The sequence below is a fragment of the Prevotella communis genome, assembly GCF_022024115.1.
Taxonomy (GTDB): Bacteria; Bacteroidota; Bacteroidia; order Bacteroidales; family Bacteroidaceae; genus Prevotella; species Prevotella communis.
In genome coordinates, this window is sequence record NZ_CP091792.1 from 1086850 (window position 1) to 1105328 (window position 18479).

At 51.3% G+C, this 18479-nt stretch carries 13 protein-coding genes; 5 read left to right on the plus strand and 8 right to left on the minus strand.

Annotated features, from left to right (window positions below):
- Nucleotides 1–207 precede the first annotated feature (207 nt).
- Both L6468_RS04215 and L6468_RS04220 read left to right on the plus strand, forming a co-directional pair.
- Complete coding sequence (locus L6468_RS04215) at nt 208–1047, plus strand: phosphatidate cytidylyltransferase (protein ID WP_237795639.1); 840 nt, start codon at nt 208–210, stop codon at nt 1045–1047.
- Between the two features lie 85 nt (nt 1048–1132).
- Nucleotides 1133–1738 (plus strand): outer membrane beta-barrel protein, encoded by a 606-nt coding sequence (locus L6468_RS04220; RefSeq protein ID WP_237795640.1) that lies wholly within the window; start codon nt 1133–1135, stop codon nt 1736–1738.
- Nucleotides 1739–1806: 68 nt separating this feature from the next.
- Here the strand turns inward: L6468_RS04220 and dacB are convergent, their stop codons facing one another.
- The gene (gene dacB / locus L6468_RS04225) at nt 1807–3027 is read right to left on the minus strand and encodes a D-alanyl-D-alanine carboxypeptidase/D-alanyl-D-alanine endopeptidase (protein ID WP_237795649.1); all 1221 of its coding nucleotides are present in this window, start codon (nt 3025–3027) and stop codon (nt 1807–1809) included.
- 118 nt (nt 3028–3145) lie between these two features.
- On the opposite strand from dacB, the gene nadB reads away from it, so the two are divergent.
- Nucleotides 3146–4732, plus strand: coding sequence for an L-aspartate oxidase (gene nadB, locus L6468_RS04230; protein WP_091851610.1), 1587 nt, complete (start codon nt 3146–3148; stop codon nt 4730–4732).
- Nucleotides 4733–4840: 108 nt separating this feature from the next.
- Here nadB and alaS read toward each other — a convergent pair whose 3' ends face one another.
- Nucleotides 4841–7504 carry an alanine--tRNA ligase gene (gene alaS / locus L6468_RS04235; protein WP_237796642.1) on the minus strand — a complete coding sequence of 888 codons (2664 nt, stop codon included), beginning with the start codon at nt 7502–7504 and terminating at the stop codon, nt 4841–4843.
- A 109-nt stretch (nt 7505–7613) separates the two neighbouring features.
- Here alaS and L6468_RS04240 point away from each other — a divergent pair, with 109 nt between their 5' ends.
- Nucleotides 7614–7964 carry a MerR family transcriptional regulator gene (locus L6468_RS04240; RefSeq protein ID WP_237795651.1) on the plus strand — a complete coding sequence of 117 codons (351 nt, stop codon included), beginning with the start codon at nt 7614–7616 and terminating at the stop codon, nt 7962–7964.
- Nucleotides 7965–7976: 12 nt separating this feature from the next.
- Here the strand turns inward: L6468_RS04240 and L6468_RS04245 are convergent, their stop codons facing one another.
- The 6 genes from L6468_RS04245 to L6468_RS04270 all read right to left on the minus strand — a co-directional run bounded on the left by L6468_RS04245 (nt 7977) and on the right by L6468_RS04270 (nt 15101).
- Nucleotides 7977–8945 (minus strand): pectinesterase family protein, encoded by a 969-nt coding sequence (locus L6468_RS04245; protein WP_373277373.1) that lies wholly within the window; start codon nt 8943–8945, stop codon nt 7977–7979.
- A gap of 8 nt (nt 8946–8953) precedes the next feature.
- Entirely contained in the window at nt 8954–11242 is a 2289-nt protein-coding gene (locus L6468_RS04250; RefSeq protein WP_237796643.1) for a RelA/SpoT family protein, read from the minus strand.
- Nucleotides 11243–11302: 60 nt separating this feature from the next.
- Nucleotides 11303–12568, minus strand: coding sequence for a lytic transglycosylase domain-containing protein (locus tag L6468_RS04255; RefSeq protein WP_237796644.1), 1266 nt, complete (start codon nt 12566–12568; stop codon nt 11303–11305).
- Between the two features lie 84 nt (nt 12569–12652).
- Nucleotides 12653–13405 (minus strand): DUF5683 domain-containing protein, encoded by a 753-nt coding sequence (locus tag L6468_RS04260; RefSeq protein ID WP_237795653.1) that lies wholly within the window; start codon nt 13403–13405, stop codon nt 12653–12655.
- Nucleotides 13406–13418: 13 nt separating this feature from the next.
- A complete protein-coding gene (locus L6468_RS04265; protein ID WP_237795655.1) occupies nt 13419–14333 on the minus strand; it encodes a ParB/RepB/Spo0J family partition protein in 915 nt (304 codons plus the stop codon).
- Between the two features lie 3 nt (nt 14334–14336).
- Nucleotides 14337–15101 (minus strand): ParA family protein, encoded by a 765-nt coding sequence (locus L6468_RS04270; protein ID WP_091816089.1) that lies wholly within the window; start codon nt 15099–15101, stop codon nt 14337–14339.
- A 199-nt stretch (nt 15102–15300) separates the two neighbouring features.
- On the opposite strand from L6468_RS04270, the gene L6468_RS04275 reads away from it, so the two are divergent.
- A complete protein-coding gene (locus L6468_RS04275; RefSeq protein ID WP_237795657.1) occupies nt 15301–18444 on the plus strand; it encodes a glycoside hydrolase family 98 domain-containing protein in 3144 nt (1047 codons plus the stop codon).
- Nucleotides 18445–18479 lie beyond the last annotated feature (35 nt).

Below are 18479 nucleotides of genomic sequence, written 5' to 3' on the forward strand. Positions count from 1 at the left end.
TTTTTGCAATTTAGGGGTGTTTGCAAGCGCCCGTCCTTGTTCGGCAGACAAGCGTCTGGCTTTGTCGGTGCCTTGGACGACGAGAAAAACAATATGCTGACGCCGCAAATAGGTTGGCTGGTGCGTGCCCGTGAGTGAATTTTCTTGGTGTAATTGTGCAACTTTCAAAAAAATGTTGTATTTTTGCACCAAGAAAACGTGAATAATATGAAAAACTTTATTGTTAGAACCATCACAGGCGTATTTTTCGTCGCCGCTATCGTGGTCAGTTTTCTGAATCCGATGGCTATGGTCTTCCTGTTTGCGCTGGTCACTGGCCTGACTATCTGGGAGTTCTGCGGACTGGTGAACGAGCGTCCCTATGTGCAGGTGAACCAGTTTATCTCGACGGTGGCAGGCGTGTATCTGTTTCTGGCGATGGCAGGCCACTGCAGCGGATACGTGAATACGGACACTGTGTTTATACCTTATCTGATAACCATCGTCTATCTGCTGATAGCAGAGCTATACCTGAAGGCAAAGGATCCTATCAACAACTGGGCCTACACGATGTTGCCACAGATGTATATCGCCCTGCCATTCTCTATGCTTAATGTGCTGGCATTCCCCCAGGCAGGCAGCTACTCGTTTGTGTTGCCCTTGAGTGTGTTCGTGTTCCTTTGGATGAACGATACGGGTGCTTATCTCTGTGGCTCACTTCTGGGACGTCATAAGCTCTTCCCAAGGGTTTCGCCAGGCAAGAGTTGGGAAGGTAGCATCGGTGGTGGCCTACTGGTTGTAGGCGTGGCAATACTGATTTGGTGGCTGCTTGAACAGACTCAACAGCACAGCGACTTGGATATGTGGCAATGGGCTGGACTGGGCCTTACTGTCGTGGTGTTTGGCACGTGGGGCGACTTGGTGGAGAGTCTGCTGAAACGCACGCTGGGTATCAAGGATAGTGGTAACATCCTGCCTGGTCATGGAGGTATGCTGGACCGCTTCGATTCTTCGCTTCTGGCTATCCCTGCGGCAGTGGTTTACCTGTTTACTATCTCGCTGATGTAAAAAAGTCTTTAGAAAACTTGCATAATTCAAAAAAAACTTGTTATTTTGCACTTAGTTTTAAACATTAACCTAAATAGTTAAAGAAATGATGAAGAAATTTTTAGTGGCTATTGTAGCCGTGCTGTTTGCAGCACCTTCGTTCGCTCAGTACAGCAGCGGTGGTTTTTCTTTGAGTGAGAGTACTGTATATTATGGTGCACGCGTTGGTTTGAACGTAGGTTGGATCAGCGGTGATGTTGATGGCTACGGTGCAAAGGCAGGCATGAACATCGGTGGTGTGCTGGGTCTGCGTGTTAGCGACGCTACACCTGTATTCCTGGAGTCTGGTCTTTATTTTGCTATGCAGGGTGCCAAGGATGGTAAGGATGAGATAAACCTGAACTATCTGGAAATTCCTCTGCTGATTAAGTACGGCGTGCAGGTTACTGATGATATCGCCCTGTTGCCTTATCTGGGTCCTACCTTCGGACTGGGTATCAGTGGTAAGATTAAGCCCGGTAGCACTGGTTCATTCTCAAGCGATGGTGGTTTCAACCGTCCTGATGTAGGTATCAAATTCGGTTGCGGTGCTGAGTACAACAAGCTGTATCTGGAGACAGGTCTGAAGTTTGGTGTGACCAACATCCTGGATGATGACAACGATGCTGCACACAATGGTGCATGGTATCTCAACTTCGGTGTGAACTTCTAATATCACTCCATATACAAAAAAAGAAAGCCTGCTCAGTCGAGCAGGCTTTTCTTATATTTTCTGACTGCTTATTCACATAGGATGTCGCAAATCTTATCTTGATAGTTGCGGGCAGCCTTGCCACTGAGTGCGCCCTGATTAATTATGGAAAAGCAGAGACGATGGCCGTTGGAGGCGGTGCAGTAGCCTGCCAGGGAGATGATACCGGTGAGTGTGCCGGTCTTAGCCTGCACATTACCTTCGGCATGGGTATCAATCATACGCTTCTTGAGGGTGCCGTCCTCGCCGGCAACAGGCAGTGAGGGCAACAGGTGTTGATAGATGGGCTTATGCTGATAGGCATAACGCAGGAGGCGCAGCAAGCACTCGGCAGAGAGGTAGTTGTAGAGCGACAGTCCACTGCCGTCGGCCAACTTATAGCGACTGCTGTTCAGACCTGCACGTTCCATCAGGGCTTTCTCCTGACGCTGGGCGTAGAGTGCCTTTCCTGGATGGTTGCTGTGGGCGGCAATCTGATAGTACATCGACTCGGCATAGAGGTTGTCACTATCTTTCATCATGCGCAGCAGTATCTGGTCTATAGAGGTTTTGTGCTGACTCAGCAGGGTGGCGTCCTCGTCAACCTTACCTTCCCTGATGGTGATATCCTGCAGCACGATATCATAGCGTGACAGGGCGTTGATAAACTGCAGGAGGAAGTTGTCCTTACGATCTACGAGAAGTGGCGACAGGGTGGGGTTGTCGTCGTCCCAGCACCAGCCTTCGCCCCATTTCAGGGTGTCTTTCAGCGTGTTGTCGGCGATGATACTGCCACAGATGGTGTCTATACCCTGCTGCTTGACGCTCTGAGCAAAGGCGTCAAGGTCGCCATAGGAGAACGAGGGGTCGAGGCCACCTACGCAATAGAGGTTACCCTGAAGGGTGTGGTCGGTTATGTCTCCTTTATAATATAAAGATGTGGTATAGTGATAATTGGTGCCCAGATAGTCGAGAGCTGTGATGGCCGTGACCAGTTTCATGGTAGAGGCAGGACGCAGGAGCTGTCGCTGGTTCATGCCAAACAGCTGACAGTCGTCTGTGAGGTCCCATACCATCAGCCCCAGTTGGGTATAGTCCAGCAATGGGTCGCGCATCATGGAGTCCAGCTGGCTCTGCATCTGCTGAGGCCAGGGCAGTTGTAGTTCGGTAGTGTCGGATGTGGCGGCTGGTTCGCTGACTATCTGTTCCGTTTGGGCATAGAGCGAAACTGACAGTAACCAGAATAAGCCTAAAATAGTTCTTTTCTTCATAATTGATGCAAAGATATAAAATTATTGTGAATTATGGGCTCCCCTTTATCGCTTTTTTAGAAAAAAGAATTATGAATTATGAATTATTTTGTACCTTTGCACCATTAATTTGATTTGTATGGTTTACAAATATGATTTCCTGATTATAGGCGCTGGCGTGGCTGGCATGAGTTATGCCCTGAAGGTGGCCCGCGCCAAGAAAGGTAAGGTGTGCATTATCTGTAAGACCTCGCTCGATGAGGCCAACACTTCATTTGCACAGGGTGGCGTGGCTTCGGTTACCAATCTGGCTGTTGATGATTTCGACAAGCATATCGAAGACACGATGATAGCAGGCGACTATATCAGTGATCGCGCTGCAGTAGAGCAGGTGGTGAGAAACGCTCCTGAACAGATTAAGGAACTGGTGGAGTGGGGCGTCAACTTCGACCGCAAGGAAGACGGTACGTTTGACCTGCATCGTGAGGGCGGACACTCTGAGTTTCGCATCCTGCACCATGCTGATGATACTGGTGCTGAGATTCAGCGCGGACTGATGGCTGCCGTGAGAAGCAATCCTGATATCGTGGTGAGAGAGAACCACTTCGCAGTGGAGATTATCACTCAGCATCATCTGGGTGCCAAGGTGACACGTCGCACACCCTATATCAACTGTTATGGTGCTTATGTGCTGAACCCTGAGACGGAGAAGGTGGACACGTATCTGTCGAAGGTCACGCTGATGTGTACTGGTGGATGTGGGGCTGTGTATCAGACCACCACAAACCCCATCATTGCAACGGGTGATGGTGAGGCTATGGTCTATCGTGCCAAGGGTACGGTGGCCGACATGGAGTTTGTGCAGTTTCACCCCACAGCCCTCTATTCTCCAGGCGAGACACATCCTGCCTTCCTGATTACGGAGGCCATGCGTGGCTATGGCGGCATCCTGCGCCTGCCTAACGGCGAGAGCTTCATGGAGAAATATGACGAGCGTCTGTCGCTGGCTCCACGTGATATCGTGGCACGTGCCATCGATAAGGAGATGAAGATTCACGGATTGGACCATGTGTGTCTGGATGTCACGCATAAGGATCCTGCCGAGACTCGTCGTCACTTCCCGAATATCTACCAGAAATGCTTGTCTATGGGTATCGACATCACCACGGACTATATCCCCGTGCGTCCTGCTGCCCACTATATGTGCGGTGGTATCAAGGTCGACCTGAACGGTTGTTCAAGTATTGAGCGCCTGTATGCTATCGGCGAATGCTCATGCACTGGTTTGCATGGTGGTAACCGCTTGGCTTCCAACTCACTGATTGAGGCCGTGGTCTATGCGGATGCTGCTGCCAAGCACTCACTGGAGCATGTGGACCTGTACGACTTCAACGAGAAGGTGCCTGAATGGAATGATGAGGGTACGCTGACGAATGAGGAGAAGGTGCTGATTACCCAGAGTGTGAAGGAGGTGGGCGAGATCATGTCCAACTATGTGGGCATCGTTCGTTCCGACCTGCGTCTGCATCGTGCCTGGGTGCGCCTGGATACGCTCTATGAGGAGACGGAGAACCTCTTTAAGCGCGTGAAGGCCACAAGGGATATCTGCGAACTGCGCAATATGATTAATGTGGGCTATCTGATTACTCGCTTTGCCCTGGAACGTAAGGAGAGTAGGGGACTGCATTACACCATTGACTATCCGGCTCACGCATACGATAAGTAAGGGTAAAAGGAAAAGAGAAAAGTGAAAAATTTGCTACCGCTTTATGTTTGAGGTAAATCCCCAATATGCGGTAGCAAATTTTTCACTTTTCACTCTTCACTATACCTTTTATAGTTTTGCTAATTCAATCACCTTGTCAACAGCAGCGCTGAGGCCATCAACACTCTTACCGCCAGCCTGTGCAAAGTGGGGCTGACCACCACCGCCGCCTTGGATGAGCTTGGCTGCTTCGCGAACCATCTGACCAGCATTCAACTTATGATCGGCCACCATGTCGTCGCTCATCATGATAGAGATCTGAGGCTTGTTGTCTGCATGTGTGCCTAGTACGCAGAGTAGAGAACTATCCACGGCTGCACGAATCTTGAAGGCCAAATCCTTGGCTGCTGCAGGAGCCATGGGCAGCACAGCGGTGATCACCTTCACACCGTTGACCTCGCGGGCTTTCTCTACCAACTGCTTGGCAGTACGCTCTACAGCCTGTGCCTGGAAGGCTTCGATTTCCTTCTTCATAGCGTCATGCTCGTCGATATATTTCTTGATAACGCCCTGCAAATCCTTGGCATTATTGAAGAAAGCCTTCACGGCACGCAGCATATCCTCGGTCTGGTACAGGAGCTCTTCGCACTCCTTGCCAGTCTTAGCCTCAATACGACGGATACCGGCAGCAACACTGCTCTCAGAGATAATCTTAAAGAAGCCGATACGGCCGGTACTGCTGGCGTGGACACCACCGCAGAACTCGCATGAGGGACCGAAACGGACTACGCGCACCTTGTCGCCGTACTTCTCACCGAAGAGGGCGATAGCGCCGAGTTTCTTGGCTTCGTCGAAGGGCATGTCACGATGCTCGTCGATGTGGATGTCCTGACGAATCATGTCGTTGACCATACGCTCTACCTCGCGCAACTGCTCGTCGGTGACCTTCTCGAAGTGTGAGAAGTCGAAACGCAGGGTGTCGGGGCTCACGAATGAACCTTTCTGCTCCACGTGGTCGCCCAATACCTGCTTCAAAGCATAGTCGAGCAGGTGGGTAGCGGTATGGTTGGCAGCAGAAGCATCGCGCTTGTCGGTATCAACGCAAGCCATAAACTGGGCTGCGGTATCCTTTGGCAACTGCTTCACGATATGTACGCTCTGGCCGTTCTCGCGCTTGGTATCGATAATCTCGATGGTCTCGTTCTCAGAAACCAGAACACCCTGGTCGCCTACCTGACCACCCATCTCGCCATAGAAAGGCGTATTATCGAGTACCAGCTCGTAGAACTCGTTCTTCTTCTGGGTCACCTTGCGATAGCGCAGGATGCGGCACTCGTATTCTGTATAGTCGTAGCCCACGAACTGTTGTTCGCCTGGCTGCAGCTCTACCCAGTCTGAGTTCTCTACGGCAGCGGCATTGCGGGCACGGTCTTTCTGTTTCTGCATCTCGGTGTTGAACTGCTCCTCGTTGACGGTGAAGCCGTTCTCACGGCAAATCAGCTCGGTCAGGTCCAAGGGGAATCCGTAGGTGTCGAACAGACGGAAAGCCTGTACGCCGTCGAGCTCCTTCTTACCTTCGGCCTTGAGCTGCTCCATGGCGTCGTTGAGCATGCCGATACCCTTCTCCAGTGTGCGGAGGAATGAGTCTTCCTCTTCCTTCATCACCTTGGCAATGAGGGTCTGCTGAGCCTTCAGCTCTGGGAAGGCGTCGCCCATCTCCTCAACGAGGGTAGGCAGGAGCTTGTAAAGGAAGGCTTCCTTCTGACCCAGGAAGGTGTAGGCATAGCGTACGGCACGACGCAGGATACGACGGATCACGTAGCCAGCCTTGGCGTTTGAGGGCAACTGACCATCGGCTATAGAGAAGGCAACGGCACGCAGGTGGTCAGCGCAAACACGCATAGCCACGTTGATATCGTCCTGCTCCTTACTGATGGGGTTCTCGGTCTCCTCCTCGAAGGTGGTATATTTCAGACCTGTGATCTGCTGCTCGGCCTTGATGATAGGCTGGAACACGTCGGTATCGTAGTTGGAGTGCTTGCCCTGCATCATGCGGACCAGGCGCTCAAAGCCCATACCAGTATCAATCACGTTCATTGACAGGGGCTCCAGTGAGCCGTCAGCCTTGCGGTTGAACTGCATGAACACGATGTTCCAAATCTCGATAACCTGAGGATCGTCCTGGTTTACCAGTTCACGGCCGCTCTTGCCACTGGCCTTGCGCTGCTCGGGTGTACGTGAGTCAACATGAATCTCTGAGCAGGGACCACAGGGACCTGTATCGCCCATCTCCCAGAAGTTGTCGTGCTTGTTACCATTGATGATGTGGTCGGCAGGCACGTGCTTAGACCAGTATTTGGCTGCCTCGTCATCGCGAGGGATGTTCTCTTCGGGTGAACCCTCGAATACGGTTACGTACAGGTCCTCGGGGTTCAGCTTCAGTACGTCGACAAGGTATTCCCATGCCATATCAATGGCACCCTCCTTGAAGTAGTCGCCAAAACTCCAGTTACCCAGCATCTCGAACATGGTGTGGTGGTAGGTGTCGTGACCTACTTCCTCCAAGTCATTATGCTTACCTGAAACGCGCAGACACTTCTGTGTATCGGCACGGCGACGTGGCTCTGGGGCACGTGTTCCCAGGATAATATCTTTCCACTGGTTCATACCCGCGTTGGTGAACATCAGCGTGGGGTCGTCCTTGATAACCATCGGTGCAGAGGGCACGATGGCGTGCTGTTTTGACTCGAAAAACTGTTTGAACGAGTCGCGAATTTCTTTTGCAGTCATTATCAATCTTTGGTTATTTTCAATTTTGTGTGCAAAATTACAAAATAATTGCGAAAAATCGATGAGGAATTAGAATAATTTCGTATCTTTGCAACCAAATGATGATGTTTTTATGGCACTGAATCTGAATAAGAACTTGAAACTCTACTATTCCATCAAGGAAGTAGCTGAGATGTTTGACCTTAACGAGAGCACTTTGCGCTTTTGGGAGACGGAATTTCCGTATCTCAAACCAAAGACGTCTGGCCCCAGTAAGGTTCGTCAGTATACCGAGAAGGATATTGAGCAGATTAAGCTGATCCACAACCTGGTGAAGGTGCGTGGATTCAAGTTGGCTGCTGCCAAGAAAATCATCAACTCCAATCGTGATGGTGCCAACAAGAAGGCCGAGGTGCTGACACGCCTGATGAGCGTGCGTGACGACCTGCAGGCGCTGAAAAAGCAACTTGACGGGTTGCAATAAAAAATGGCATCCTTATGGGTGCCATTCTTCGTTTCTCTGAAACACTTTCTCCAGTGTGATAGCTTTTGCTTCTTTCTTGGTGAGTTGTCGGCTCCAGGCTACGCGCTTGTCTGTTGCAGCGCCCTCACCTGTGTTCTCGAACTCCAGATAGCGGGCTGTCTGTTCGCGCTCTTTCTGCCAGTGGTGCCATCCCTCAGGACGGATCTGCCTGGGCAGGTTGCAATGCATGAAGAGGGTGTAGCCGTAATCACGCCATGGACGACCCAGATAGACCTTCTGCACATCGTTTGCAGCCGTGACGGTGCACTGGTTGAAGATATAGCCGAAGGGGATATGCTTGGGCGTTGATGCTGCCGTGATGTAACTGTTGGCCTTGCAATGAATGGTGCACTGCTCAAACCATGCTGTCGACGGACCAAAGATGAAGTCGGTGGTGCCCTCGATATAGCAGTGGTCAAAGAACAGGCGCGTTCCCTCCATACCCGTATAGATGGTGTCCTGATGACCCAGGAAACGACAGTTGATGAATTTCAGGCAGTCGCCTTGTGTATGCAGGGCCACAGCCTGTCCCAGACGGGCGGCATTATTCTCTATCGTCAGGTTCTTGAAAGTGATGTGGTTGGCATCCACCCTGACGGTATAGGTGCGGAAGGTACCCATCCCCAGGCCTGTAGGCGGATAGAGGATGTTGGCATGGTCGTCGTAGGTGATGATGGTCTCCTCACGACTCTCGCCACAGAGTTCTATGTTCTGCACCCACTGTGGGATAATCACTTTCTCCTTGTAGGTACCTTTCTTGATGTAGATAACTTTGTGATAGTCCATGAAGGCGCGGCACACCTCGATGGCATCTGCAATGTTACGGAACTGGCCAGTGCCGTCGCGTGCCACGACAATCGTATCGGGATTGTCGTAGGGTGAGGCGGCATACGTGATGCCTGCCAGCAGTGAAAAGATGATAGTTTGTAGTAGTCTGTTCATCATATGTATTACATGATTTGTGAAATCTCTTTCAGGTCGTCCACCTCTTTCAGACGGTCGATAATCTCTGCCACATCATCACGGTCGTGAACACGCAGGTCGATGACACCGTCGAAGATACCATCCTCCGTGGTGAAGGTCAGCTTGCGGATGTCCACGCTCATCTGGTTGGAGATAATCGTCGTCACCTCGTTGACCAGTCCGCGGCGGTCGATACCTCCCAGGCGGATGGTGGCATCAAAGAACATGGTTTTGTGCATATCCCATTTTACGTCCAGGATACGGTTGCCGAAGCTGGCTTTCAACTTGTTGGCAATCGGACAGGTACGTTTATGGAGTTCTATGCGGTTACGATTGTCTATATAACCCAGCGTGTCGTCACCGGGGATGGGGTGACAGCAGTCGGGGAAGATATATTGACGGATATTCTTCTCGTTGATGTAGATAGGCTTCTTACGATTGAACTTCTCGGGCACGATAAACAGTTCGGGCTCCTCTTCCTTCTTCTCCTCCTCTTTCTTGGCTTTGACGAAAGGCACGAATTTGCGCCAGCCGCCACCGTTGTTGTTACTGTGTTTCTTCTTCTTACCCTTTATCTCGTCGATATCTTTCTCGCCAATCAGGAAGGTGTTCTCGCCGATGCCCTGATAGAGGGCTTCGCGACGCGTCACGTCGAACATCTTGCACAGGCGGTCCAGGACAGCAGGCGACTGTTCGATATTGTACTTCGCCAGCCAGTTCTCCAGTTTCTCCTCACCCTTCTTCTGTATCTCACGATTGGCACGGCGCAGCATGGCCTCAATCTTGGCCTTGGCCTTGGCCGTGGTCACGAAGTTCACCCATGAGGGTTGTACGTGGTGCGACTTGGATGTGAGAATCTCCACCTGGTCGCCGCTGGCCAGTCTGTGACTCAGGGGCACCAGCTTGTGGTTGACCTTCGCACCGATGCAGTGTGATCCCAGGAAGGTGTGGATAGAGAAGGCGAAGTCGAGCACGGTACTGTCTGCCGGCATCGTCTTGATCTCACCCTTGGGCGTGAAGACAAATATCTCGCTGGAGAAGAGATTCAGTTTGATGGCATCCAGAAAGTCCATCGCGTCGGGCTGTGGGTCGTCCAGGATCTCCTTGATGGTACGGAGCCACTCGTTCAGCTCAGTCTCATCCTCTGTGATACCATCTTCCTCAGCCCCCTCCTTGTATTTCCAGTGGGCAGCAAGTCCCTGTTCCGCTATCTCGTTCATACGGTCAGAACGGATCTGCACCTCAATCCAGAGACCCTGTTTCGACATCAGCGTCACGTGCAGGGCCTGATAGCCATTGGCCTTGGGATTGTTCAACCAGTCGCGAATGCGGTCGGGGTGATATTTGTATATCTTCGTCAGGGCCACGTATATCTTCCAGCACTCATCCACTTCCTCCTCACGGTTCTTGGGAGTGAAGATGATACGTACGGCCAGGATGTCATAGATCTCGTCAAAGGACACATGCTTCTTCTGCATCTTGCTCCAGATGGAGTAGGGCGTTTTTACACGTTCCTTGATCTCATACTGGAAGCCCATCTTCTGGAGGGCAGCCTCGATAGGCTGGGTAAACTCGTCGAACGACTGATGACGCAGGACGCGGGTCTCTTCCAGCTTACGTTCGATAATGGCATATTCCTCCGGGTGCTCGAACTTGAAACTCAGGTTCTCCAGTTCCGACTTGATCTTATAGAGTCCCAGACGGTGGGCCAGAGGGGCATACAGGTAGAGCGTCTCGCCCGCAATCTTGTATTGCTTGTTGGCAGGCTGGGAGTCCAGCGTGCGCATGTTGTGCAGACGGTCGGCTATCTTAATCAGAATCACACGGATATCCTCGCTCATGGTGAGCAGCAGCTTCTTGAAGTTCTCTGCCTGAGCCGAGGCCTGTTCGCCAAAGATGCCTCCGCTGATCTTTGTCAGTCCGTCGACGATCTGTGCAATCTTCGGACCGAACATGTTCTCGATATCCTCAACGGTGAAGTCGGTATCCTCCACAACATCGTGGAGCAGGGCTGCACAGATACTGGTAGAACCCAGTCCTATCTCCGAGCACACAATCTGTGCCACGGCGATGGGGTGCATGATATAGGGCTCGCCCGACAGTCGTCTCACGCCCTTGTGAGCCTGACGTGCGAAATTGAATGCTTTTCCAATCAAGTCCACCTTCTTGCGATGGCGCGAGTTCAGGTAGTCATTGATGAGTTTCTCGTACGCATCATTAATCAGTTTTTCATCGGCTGCTTCCTGTTCCTTTAATTTCTGCTCATCATCAGTCATAGACATCCTCCTCTTGTAAAAAAATAACTACTAACTATCTTCTCTTTTCTATCTTCCTCTTTAACGTACTCTCAGACGCTGTCCGGGACGTAGGTTGCTATTGCGCAGTCCGTTTAATTTCTTTATCTTGCTGACTGTCGTTCTATTTCTTTTTGCGATGGCACTCAGGGTATCGCCAGAGCGTACCTTATGCCATTGTGCGTTTCTGCTGCTCTTTCTGTCTTTGGTCGTGCTGGTTTTCACCGTCACCTCTTCTACTGCCACTTCCAGACGCTTCTCGGTGCTCGACTCTGCTGCATAGATGGAGTCCTGTCTGTCAATGAATGTCGAGATATCGCTGATTGGCAGACGGATGGGCGATGGCGTCGTAGCACCAGGCACGATGTCACGTCTGTAGGCAGGGTTCAGCGCTCTGATCATGGAGATGTCAAGTCCGCAGACACTGGCTATCTGACTGAAGTTCACGTTGCGGTCTACCATGACGGTGTCTGTCTTGACGGGCAACTGACTCTTCATCGGACAGATATTATGCTCGCAGTAGTAGTTCATCACGTAGTTGGCCGCAATGAAAGCAGGCACATAGCCTCTCGTCTCCTTGGGCAGATAGGGGTAGATCTTCCAGTAGTCCTTCTCACCGCCAGAGCGACGGATAGCCTTGTTGATATTCTCAGGACCACAGTTGTAGGCGGCAATCACCAGGTTCCAGTCGCCGAAGATATTATACAGGTCGCGCAGATAGCGGGCAGCAGCGTATGATGCTTTTACAGGGTCGCGACGCTCGTCCACCAGTGTGTTCACGTTCAGTCCGTAGGCCTTACCCGTGGTCAGCATAAACTGCCACAGGCCGGTAGCACCAACACGTGATACGGCTGTGGGGTTCAGGGCCGACTCAATGACAGGCAGGTATTTCAGTTCCAAGGGCAACTGGTACAGGTCGAGTGCTTCCTCGAAGATAGGCATGTAGAAATTTGACGCACCCAGGAAGTAGCTCACCGACTGTCTCATGCGTGAGGTATATCTGTCGATGCACGACTGCACCACCTCGTTGTATGGCATCTCCATGATGGTGGGCATGCGATGCAGACGGTCGATATACACCTGCTTGTCGTAGGTGACATTCTCGTTCTTCATCTGACAGTCGTTGTCCGTTGCCAGGTAAGTCTTCGACATATATTGGCTCATCAGACTATCCATATCGTAGGTCATGGCCTCAGGGAAGTCAATCTCCTCCTTGTTGCCCATCTCGTCGACAACCTCAATCTCGTCGTCGTCATCATCATCGTCGACCACAATCTGTGCACTGCCGTTCAGGGGCAGCACAGCCATACATAGTGGCAGTGACCATCTTACTGTTTTGTCCAATAGCTTTGTAATATATGTCTTTATCATCATTCGTTAATGTTATCGTGTTTAAAAATTAATACTACAGTTGACACCCAGCGATGTGGCATAGAGCGGGTTGACAGACGACTTGTTGCTGATCACCGTAGGACGTACCTTCAGACTCAGGTCCTTGGAGATGTCGAACGACGACAGTTCTGCATCCACGTAGGCGTCAATCACGGATACCGCATAGACACCCAGCATGCAGAAGAAGCTCAGGTCGCGCCATCGGCGGTATTTATCCTTCCTGCTCTTGAAGATCTGCTTGTAGCGCTCTTCGTTGGCAGGCGTAATCTGTTTGCCCAGGTGCAGGAACTTATTATAGCTGGCCGTTCCCGGGTCGTCGTCCATGATGTCCAGATAGGCCTGTGAGTAGTCCTTGTACATCATGTTGTTCCACATCATGGCATAGATACAGCCTACGAATCCGCCATATACGATGGGCAGTTTCCAGTATTTCCTGTTGTATATCTGACCACCGCCAGGTATGACCAGTGCCAGCCAGAGAGCCCTCTGCGGGTCGGGTCGCCATGTGTTCCAGTCGCGCGCCACCTTCATCTCTGCCTCGTCCTTCACGAAGGTCAGCTTCTGGTATTCCAGCGAGTCCTCGATGAAGGCCGTGTCGAGAGGCAGTGCCTCGTACATGGAGTCCATCGCCATCACGATGGAGTCGGGTAGGGCGTTCTGGGCCGATGCCGTAAAAGGTAAAAAGGCAAATAGGTAAAAAAGTAAAAGCTTTGTTACCCGTTCGTTCCTTCTGTATACCTTTTTTATATTCATATCAACCACTTCCTTATCTCTCCAGCAGACTCATGATACGGTTCAGGTCCTCCTCATTGGCAAAGGTGATGCTGATCTTTCCGTTACCCTTGGGTGAACAGGTCAGCTGTACCTTTGTGTTGAGCATGCTTGTCAGGCGGTTCTTGCTCTCGTTCAGACTGCTTGACAGGGGCACCCTTGTCGTGATGCGCTTGCGTACGGTCTGCACGTCCTCGCCATTCTTCAGTGCCTGTACCATCTCCTCAACCTTGCGCACAGAGTACTGGTTCTTCTGTACCTCCTTGAAGAGTTTCAGCTGAAGCGAGGGAGAGTCCAGTGCCAGCAGTGCACGCGCATGTCCCATGTCAATCTCACGGTTCTTCAGGGCCATCTGAATCTGTGCGGGCAACTTCAGCAGACGCATATAGTTGGTCACCGCCGTACGGCTCTTGCCCACGCGCTCAGAGATTTTCTCCTGCGTCATGCCACTGGTCTCTGCCAGGTGCTCGTAGGCCAGTGCTATTTCGATGGCGTTCAGGTCCTCACGCTGGATATTCTCCACCAGTGCCAGCTCCATCACGCTCTCATCGTTGGCCGTGCGGATATAGGCAGGGATAGCCGTGAGACCGGCAATCTGCGATGCGCGCCAACGACGTTCACCGGCGATGATCTGGTAGTGGTTCTCGCTGACCTGACGCAGGGTGATAGGTGCAATAATACCCATTGTCTGGATACTTGCTGCCAGTTCCTGCATAGCCGTCTCGTCAAACTCACGACGAGGCTGGTCGGGGTTGGGCTCAATCTGTTCGATGGGAATCTCGTTCAGGTTTGACGAGCCTTGCGTCTTAACGTCACTTGTATCTATGAGGGCATCCAGTCCGCGACCAGTGCTGATATCGTCCAGACCTCTGCCCAGTACGCTCTTATCAAATTTCTTTCTAACAGCCATGATTTATTTGTTTTTGCTGATAATTTCCTTTGCCAATGCCAAATGGTTCTTGCTACCTGTAGAGTCTGCGTCATAGAGGATGACGGGCAGACCGTGTGAGGGACTCTCAGACAGTTTCACGTTACGCTGAATCACGGTCTTGAACACCAGTTCCTGGAAGTGGCGCTTCACCTCGTCGTAAATCTGGTTGGCCAGACGGAGACGTGAGTCGTACATCGTCAGGAGGAAGCCTTCAATCTCGAGCTTCGTGTTCAGTTTCGACTTGATGATCTTGATGGTGTTCAGCAGTTTTGAGATACCCTCCAGTGCGAAGTACTCACACTGCACGGGGATGATGACTGAGTCGGCTGCTGTCAGGGCATTCACCGTGATGAGGCCCAGTGATGGTGAACAGTCAATCAGGATATAGTCGTATTCATTGCGGATGGGGTCGAGCATATTCTTGATGACACGCTCGCGGTTGTCCAGGTTCAGCATTTCTATCTCAGCACCTACCAGGTCAATATGGCTGGGGATGATGTCCAGTCCCTCGATGTCGGTTGTATAGATAGCCTCGCGTACATCTGTATGGTTAATGATACATTCGTAGAGCGAGCAGTCCACCTCTTTCAGGTCTACTCCCAGTCCGCTGGATGCGTTAGCCTGAGGGTCGGCATCAACCACCAGTACGCTTTTCTCCAGCGTAGCCAGCGATGCTGCCAGATTAATGGTTGTCGTGGTCTTTCCCACGCCTCCTTTTTGGTTAGCAAGTGCAATAATCTTTCCCATTTTTAATTTTTCTCCTATGGATTTGAACTGCAAAGATACATAATTTCCGTGAAACAGTTGTTGTTTCACTCATTTATTTTGAAAATTTTAGAAAATGGAGTGTAGTCTGTACAATTTCCAAAACGAATGAAACATTTTCGTATAATTATTAGAGGAATTATTTGTACTTTTGCAGCATAGATTTAAAAACCTAAGAATTATGATTAGAAAAATTTACTCATTTCTTTTAGTGATGATGCTGAGCGTCTGTGCCTTTCATGGCATCCAGGCCCAACAGCGTCGTCCTATTGACAATCAGCATCCGTTATGGTTGGTCCACGTTGATGTGTGGAACAGTGCTGACCCACAAAAAATTATTGATTTGATACCAGCAGATATCAAACCTTATGTTTGTCTGAACCTGTCGCTCTCTTGTCAGTTTGACACGAAGACCGGCATGTATCGTATGCCTCGTAATGCAGTGCGAACCTATAAGTCGTGGGCCACTGTCTGTCAGCAGAACAATATGTGGTTCTCTTGTCAGCCTGCCTCTGGTGGTCACACCCATATTCAGGATAACGACCTGCAGACTTTCGAGTATTTCTTCAAGACCTTCCCCAACTTCCTTGGATGGAACTATGCCGAGCAGTTCTGGGCCTTTGGCGATGCAGGCGACCTGAGTTCCATGACCAAGTCCAGTCGTTGGAATCTCTTTGCCAACCTTGTTGAGATGTCTCATAAGTATGGCGGCTTTCTCACGGTGAGCTGGTGTGGTGGTATCTACCATTTCGATACCGACCCTCTGGCAGAGTTGAAGACCGAGCCCAAGTTCTTGGCTGCCTGTCAGAAATATCCCGAGTCCATCCTGTTTCTCTACAAGTACACCCATTGCAGCAGTTTCTATAACAACGAGAGTGTGTGCTTCGGTCCGTTTATCGCCGGTCTGACCAAGAACTATGGTGTGCGCTATGACAACTGCGGCTACAACGACATGCTGACTAAGGTGCTGGGCGAGAAGCACGGCAAGAAATATCCAGGCAGTGCTGGTATAGGCACCGTGATGGAGCAGACCTGTGTGAACGGCGGTGCCGTGTGGGACGGACCAGAACTTATCTGGACCGAGGACTTCCAGAACCTCAGTGACAGTAACGTGGATGGCTATACCCGCCGCAACTGGGGACTGTTTCCTAACTTCAAGGGTATCTGGATTGATATGTGGCGTGAGATTATCAAGGGCAAGATGTATATCCCCACCCGTCAGGAGGTTGTAGCCAAGACCAAGGCCGTGCTGATTCATGATGCCGACAATGATTTCAAGGTGCCCGATGCCCTCTATGCCGGCCTGTATGAGGTGAAAGACCCGGGCAACAAAGGCGACGGACGTTGGGAGAACAACGGTTGGTATCTGAAGTCCTCGGGCCGTTATGGCGCTATCCCCATGGTGCCAGGCCTCTATGACGATATTGCCAAAAGTATCCCTGTGCAAGTAAAGAAGAGTGGGTTCAGTTCGCGTTGGGGCACCCAGTCAAAGAAGGTTAAGGAGTTCAACGAACTCTATCCAGAGGTGTCAAAGGGCGACCTCTTCGTGAACCGCTATCGCAATCAGTTGGTGACCTATGCTCCTTATACCTATTTAAATAAGAATAAGCACGCCACGGGTGCCATTTCTCTGCAGTATAATACCTGCGACTCATTGAAACTCGACTATTACAATCTCTCCAGCGGTGTGATTCGTGAGTATGCCGACCGTATCGAACTCTATCTGAACAACTACCGCAGTGATACCCTGACGGTACGTACCGATACCATCTATATCGTTGGTGCCACCGCCCAGCCTGTCACAACGGTGGAGAAACACAAGACGGGTACCACCACCTATAGCGCCTCTTTGGTTAGCGAGAACTATGATGCCGACACGAAGACCTATCGTGTGGGTGTGAAACACATGGGTCCTGCCACCATCACTATTGCCTGTGCCGGCGAGGGTACCAACCGTCTTACCGACTATCTCCCCGATACACCCTTAGGCCAGCCCCAGCAGCCAGCAGCCTATCATGGTCCAGTTATCATTGAGGCCGAGAATATGGACTACAAGAGCGTGAACGTCAGTCTGACACACTCCGGCTGGTGGGCACAGGACTATAAGGACTTTGCCGGTATGGGCTACGTAGAGACACAAGCCAGTACAGCCGCCGCCCTGCGTCATCAGTTGGCGCTGACCGAAGGTGGTGCCTATAATATCCTGGTGCGCTATTGTAACAGCAGTAAGGCTGGTAATATGAAAGCCACCGTTAATGGTACTGCTCAGACTGTAGCTTTTGAGAAAGTTGATAAAAACGACTGGCGTGAGGCTGTTATCCCTGTCACGCTGAAAGAAGGTACCAATAATTTCGTGCTCCAAAACTCAGGCGCTATCAAGATGACCATCGACCAGATTACGTATATGCCTGCAGAGATGCCCAAGGAGAAATTTGATGTTGCTGTGCGACAGGCCGACTTTGGAACTGTGGTTGCAGATGTCGATTCAGCCCAGGCAGGTCAGGAGGTCCACCTCACCATCAGCGCTGACGAAGGCTATGGCATCAAGTCGCTCCGTGTGGTCAACTCCGTCTATTTCACCCAGGGCAAGACCATTCCTGTGGAAGTGGGTGCCAAGGAGGTATCGTTCATCATGCCCGATGAGAACGTGACCATTCAGCCTCAGTTCTACGATATGTGCGCCGTCTATGACCTCGACTTCACGGATGTGCAGGCCGGTGAACTGCCTGTTGGCTGGCGTACCACCGATGGTGACAATGTGCGCAACTATCCCACCTCGAATGGCAGTGGCCCCCGTACCTTCAGTGGCCTGCAGGGCTATCAGGGCAAGGCACTCTACTGGCGTACCACCAGTGCGGAGTATGGTCGCCTAGCCAACTATAAGCTCTCGCTCGAACCTGGCTCTTACGTGCTCTCTTTCGCTACGGCCGCATGGAAGGGCACACCCACCTATTTGGCACGTATCCTGAAGAGCACAGGCGGTGTCGTTGCTTCTTCGTCCAACTATACCGCTACGCCCAACCTGAATGGTAATGCCGCAGGCGATATCTCGTCGGCCACGCGCAACACGCTGTCGTTCGACATCACCACCAAGGGCGACTACGTGATTCAGTTCAAGGAAGTGGGCAGTGGCATGCAGGAGTTCCTCCTGGCCGAGTGCCGTCTGCGCGACTTGTCCATCCTCACCGGCATCACCACCCGTCCTGTCAGTCGTATGCCAGAGGGTATCTACAGTCCTTCGGGCGTACGTCGTGAGTCGCTGCAGCGCGGACTGAATATCGTGGTGAAACCCAACGGACAGACCATGAAGGTGCTGATCAGATAAGCATCCGCTCAGATACATAAGAAAAGGCTGCTCCA

Excerpts from the sequence above, each read along its gene's own strand:
- L6468_RS04215 (WP_237795639.1), top strand. The coding sequence starts at position 208 with ATGAAAAACTTTATTGTTAGAACCATCACAGGCGTATTTTTCGTCGCC.
- L6468_RS04220 (WP_237795640.1), top strand. The coding sequence starts at position 1,133 with ATGATGAAGAAATTTTTAGTGGCTATTGTAGCCGTGCTGTTTGCAGCA.
- dacB (WP_237795649.1), bottom strand. The coding sequence starts at position 3,027 with ATGAAGAAAAGAACTATTTTAGGCTTATTCTGGTTACTGTCAGTTTCG.
- nadB (WP_091851610.1), top strand. The coding sequence starts at position 3,146 with ATGGTTTACAAATATGATTTCCTGATTATAGGCGCTGGCGTGGCTGGC.
- L6468_RS04240 (WP_237795651.1), top strand. The coding sequence starts at position 7,614 with ATGGCACTGAATCTGAATAAGAACTTGAAACTCTACTATTCCATCAAG.
- L6468_RS04245 (WP_373277373.1), bottom strand. The coding sequence starts at position 8,945 with ATGAACAGACTACTACAAACTATCATCTTTTCACTGCTGGCAGGCATC.
- L6468_RS04250 (WP_237796643.1), bottom strand. The coding sequence starts at position 11,242 with ATGACTGATGATGAGCAGAAATTAAAGGAACAGGAAGCAGCCGATGAA.
- L6468_RS04255 (WP_237796644.1), bottom strand. The coding sequence starts at position 12,568 with ATGGCTGTGCTGCCCCTGAACGGCAGTGCACAGATTGTGGTCGACGAT.
- L6468_RS04260 (WP_237795653.1), bottom strand. The coding sequence starts at position 13,405 with ATGAATATAAAAAAGGTATACAGAAGGAACGAACGGGTAACAAAGCTT.
- L6468_RS04265 (WP_237795655.1), bottom strand. The coding sequence starts at position 14,333 with ATGGCTGTTAGAAAGAAATTTGATAAGAGCGTACTGGGCAGAGGTCTG.
- L6468_RS04270 (WP_091816089.1), bottom strand. The coding sequence starts at position 15,101 with ATGGGAAAGATTATTGCACTTGCTAACCAAAAAGGAGGCGTGGGAAAG.
- L6468_RS04275 (WP_237795657.1), top strand. The coding sequence starts at position 15,301 with ATGATTAGAAAAATTTACTCATTTCTTTTAGTGATGATGCTGAGCGTC.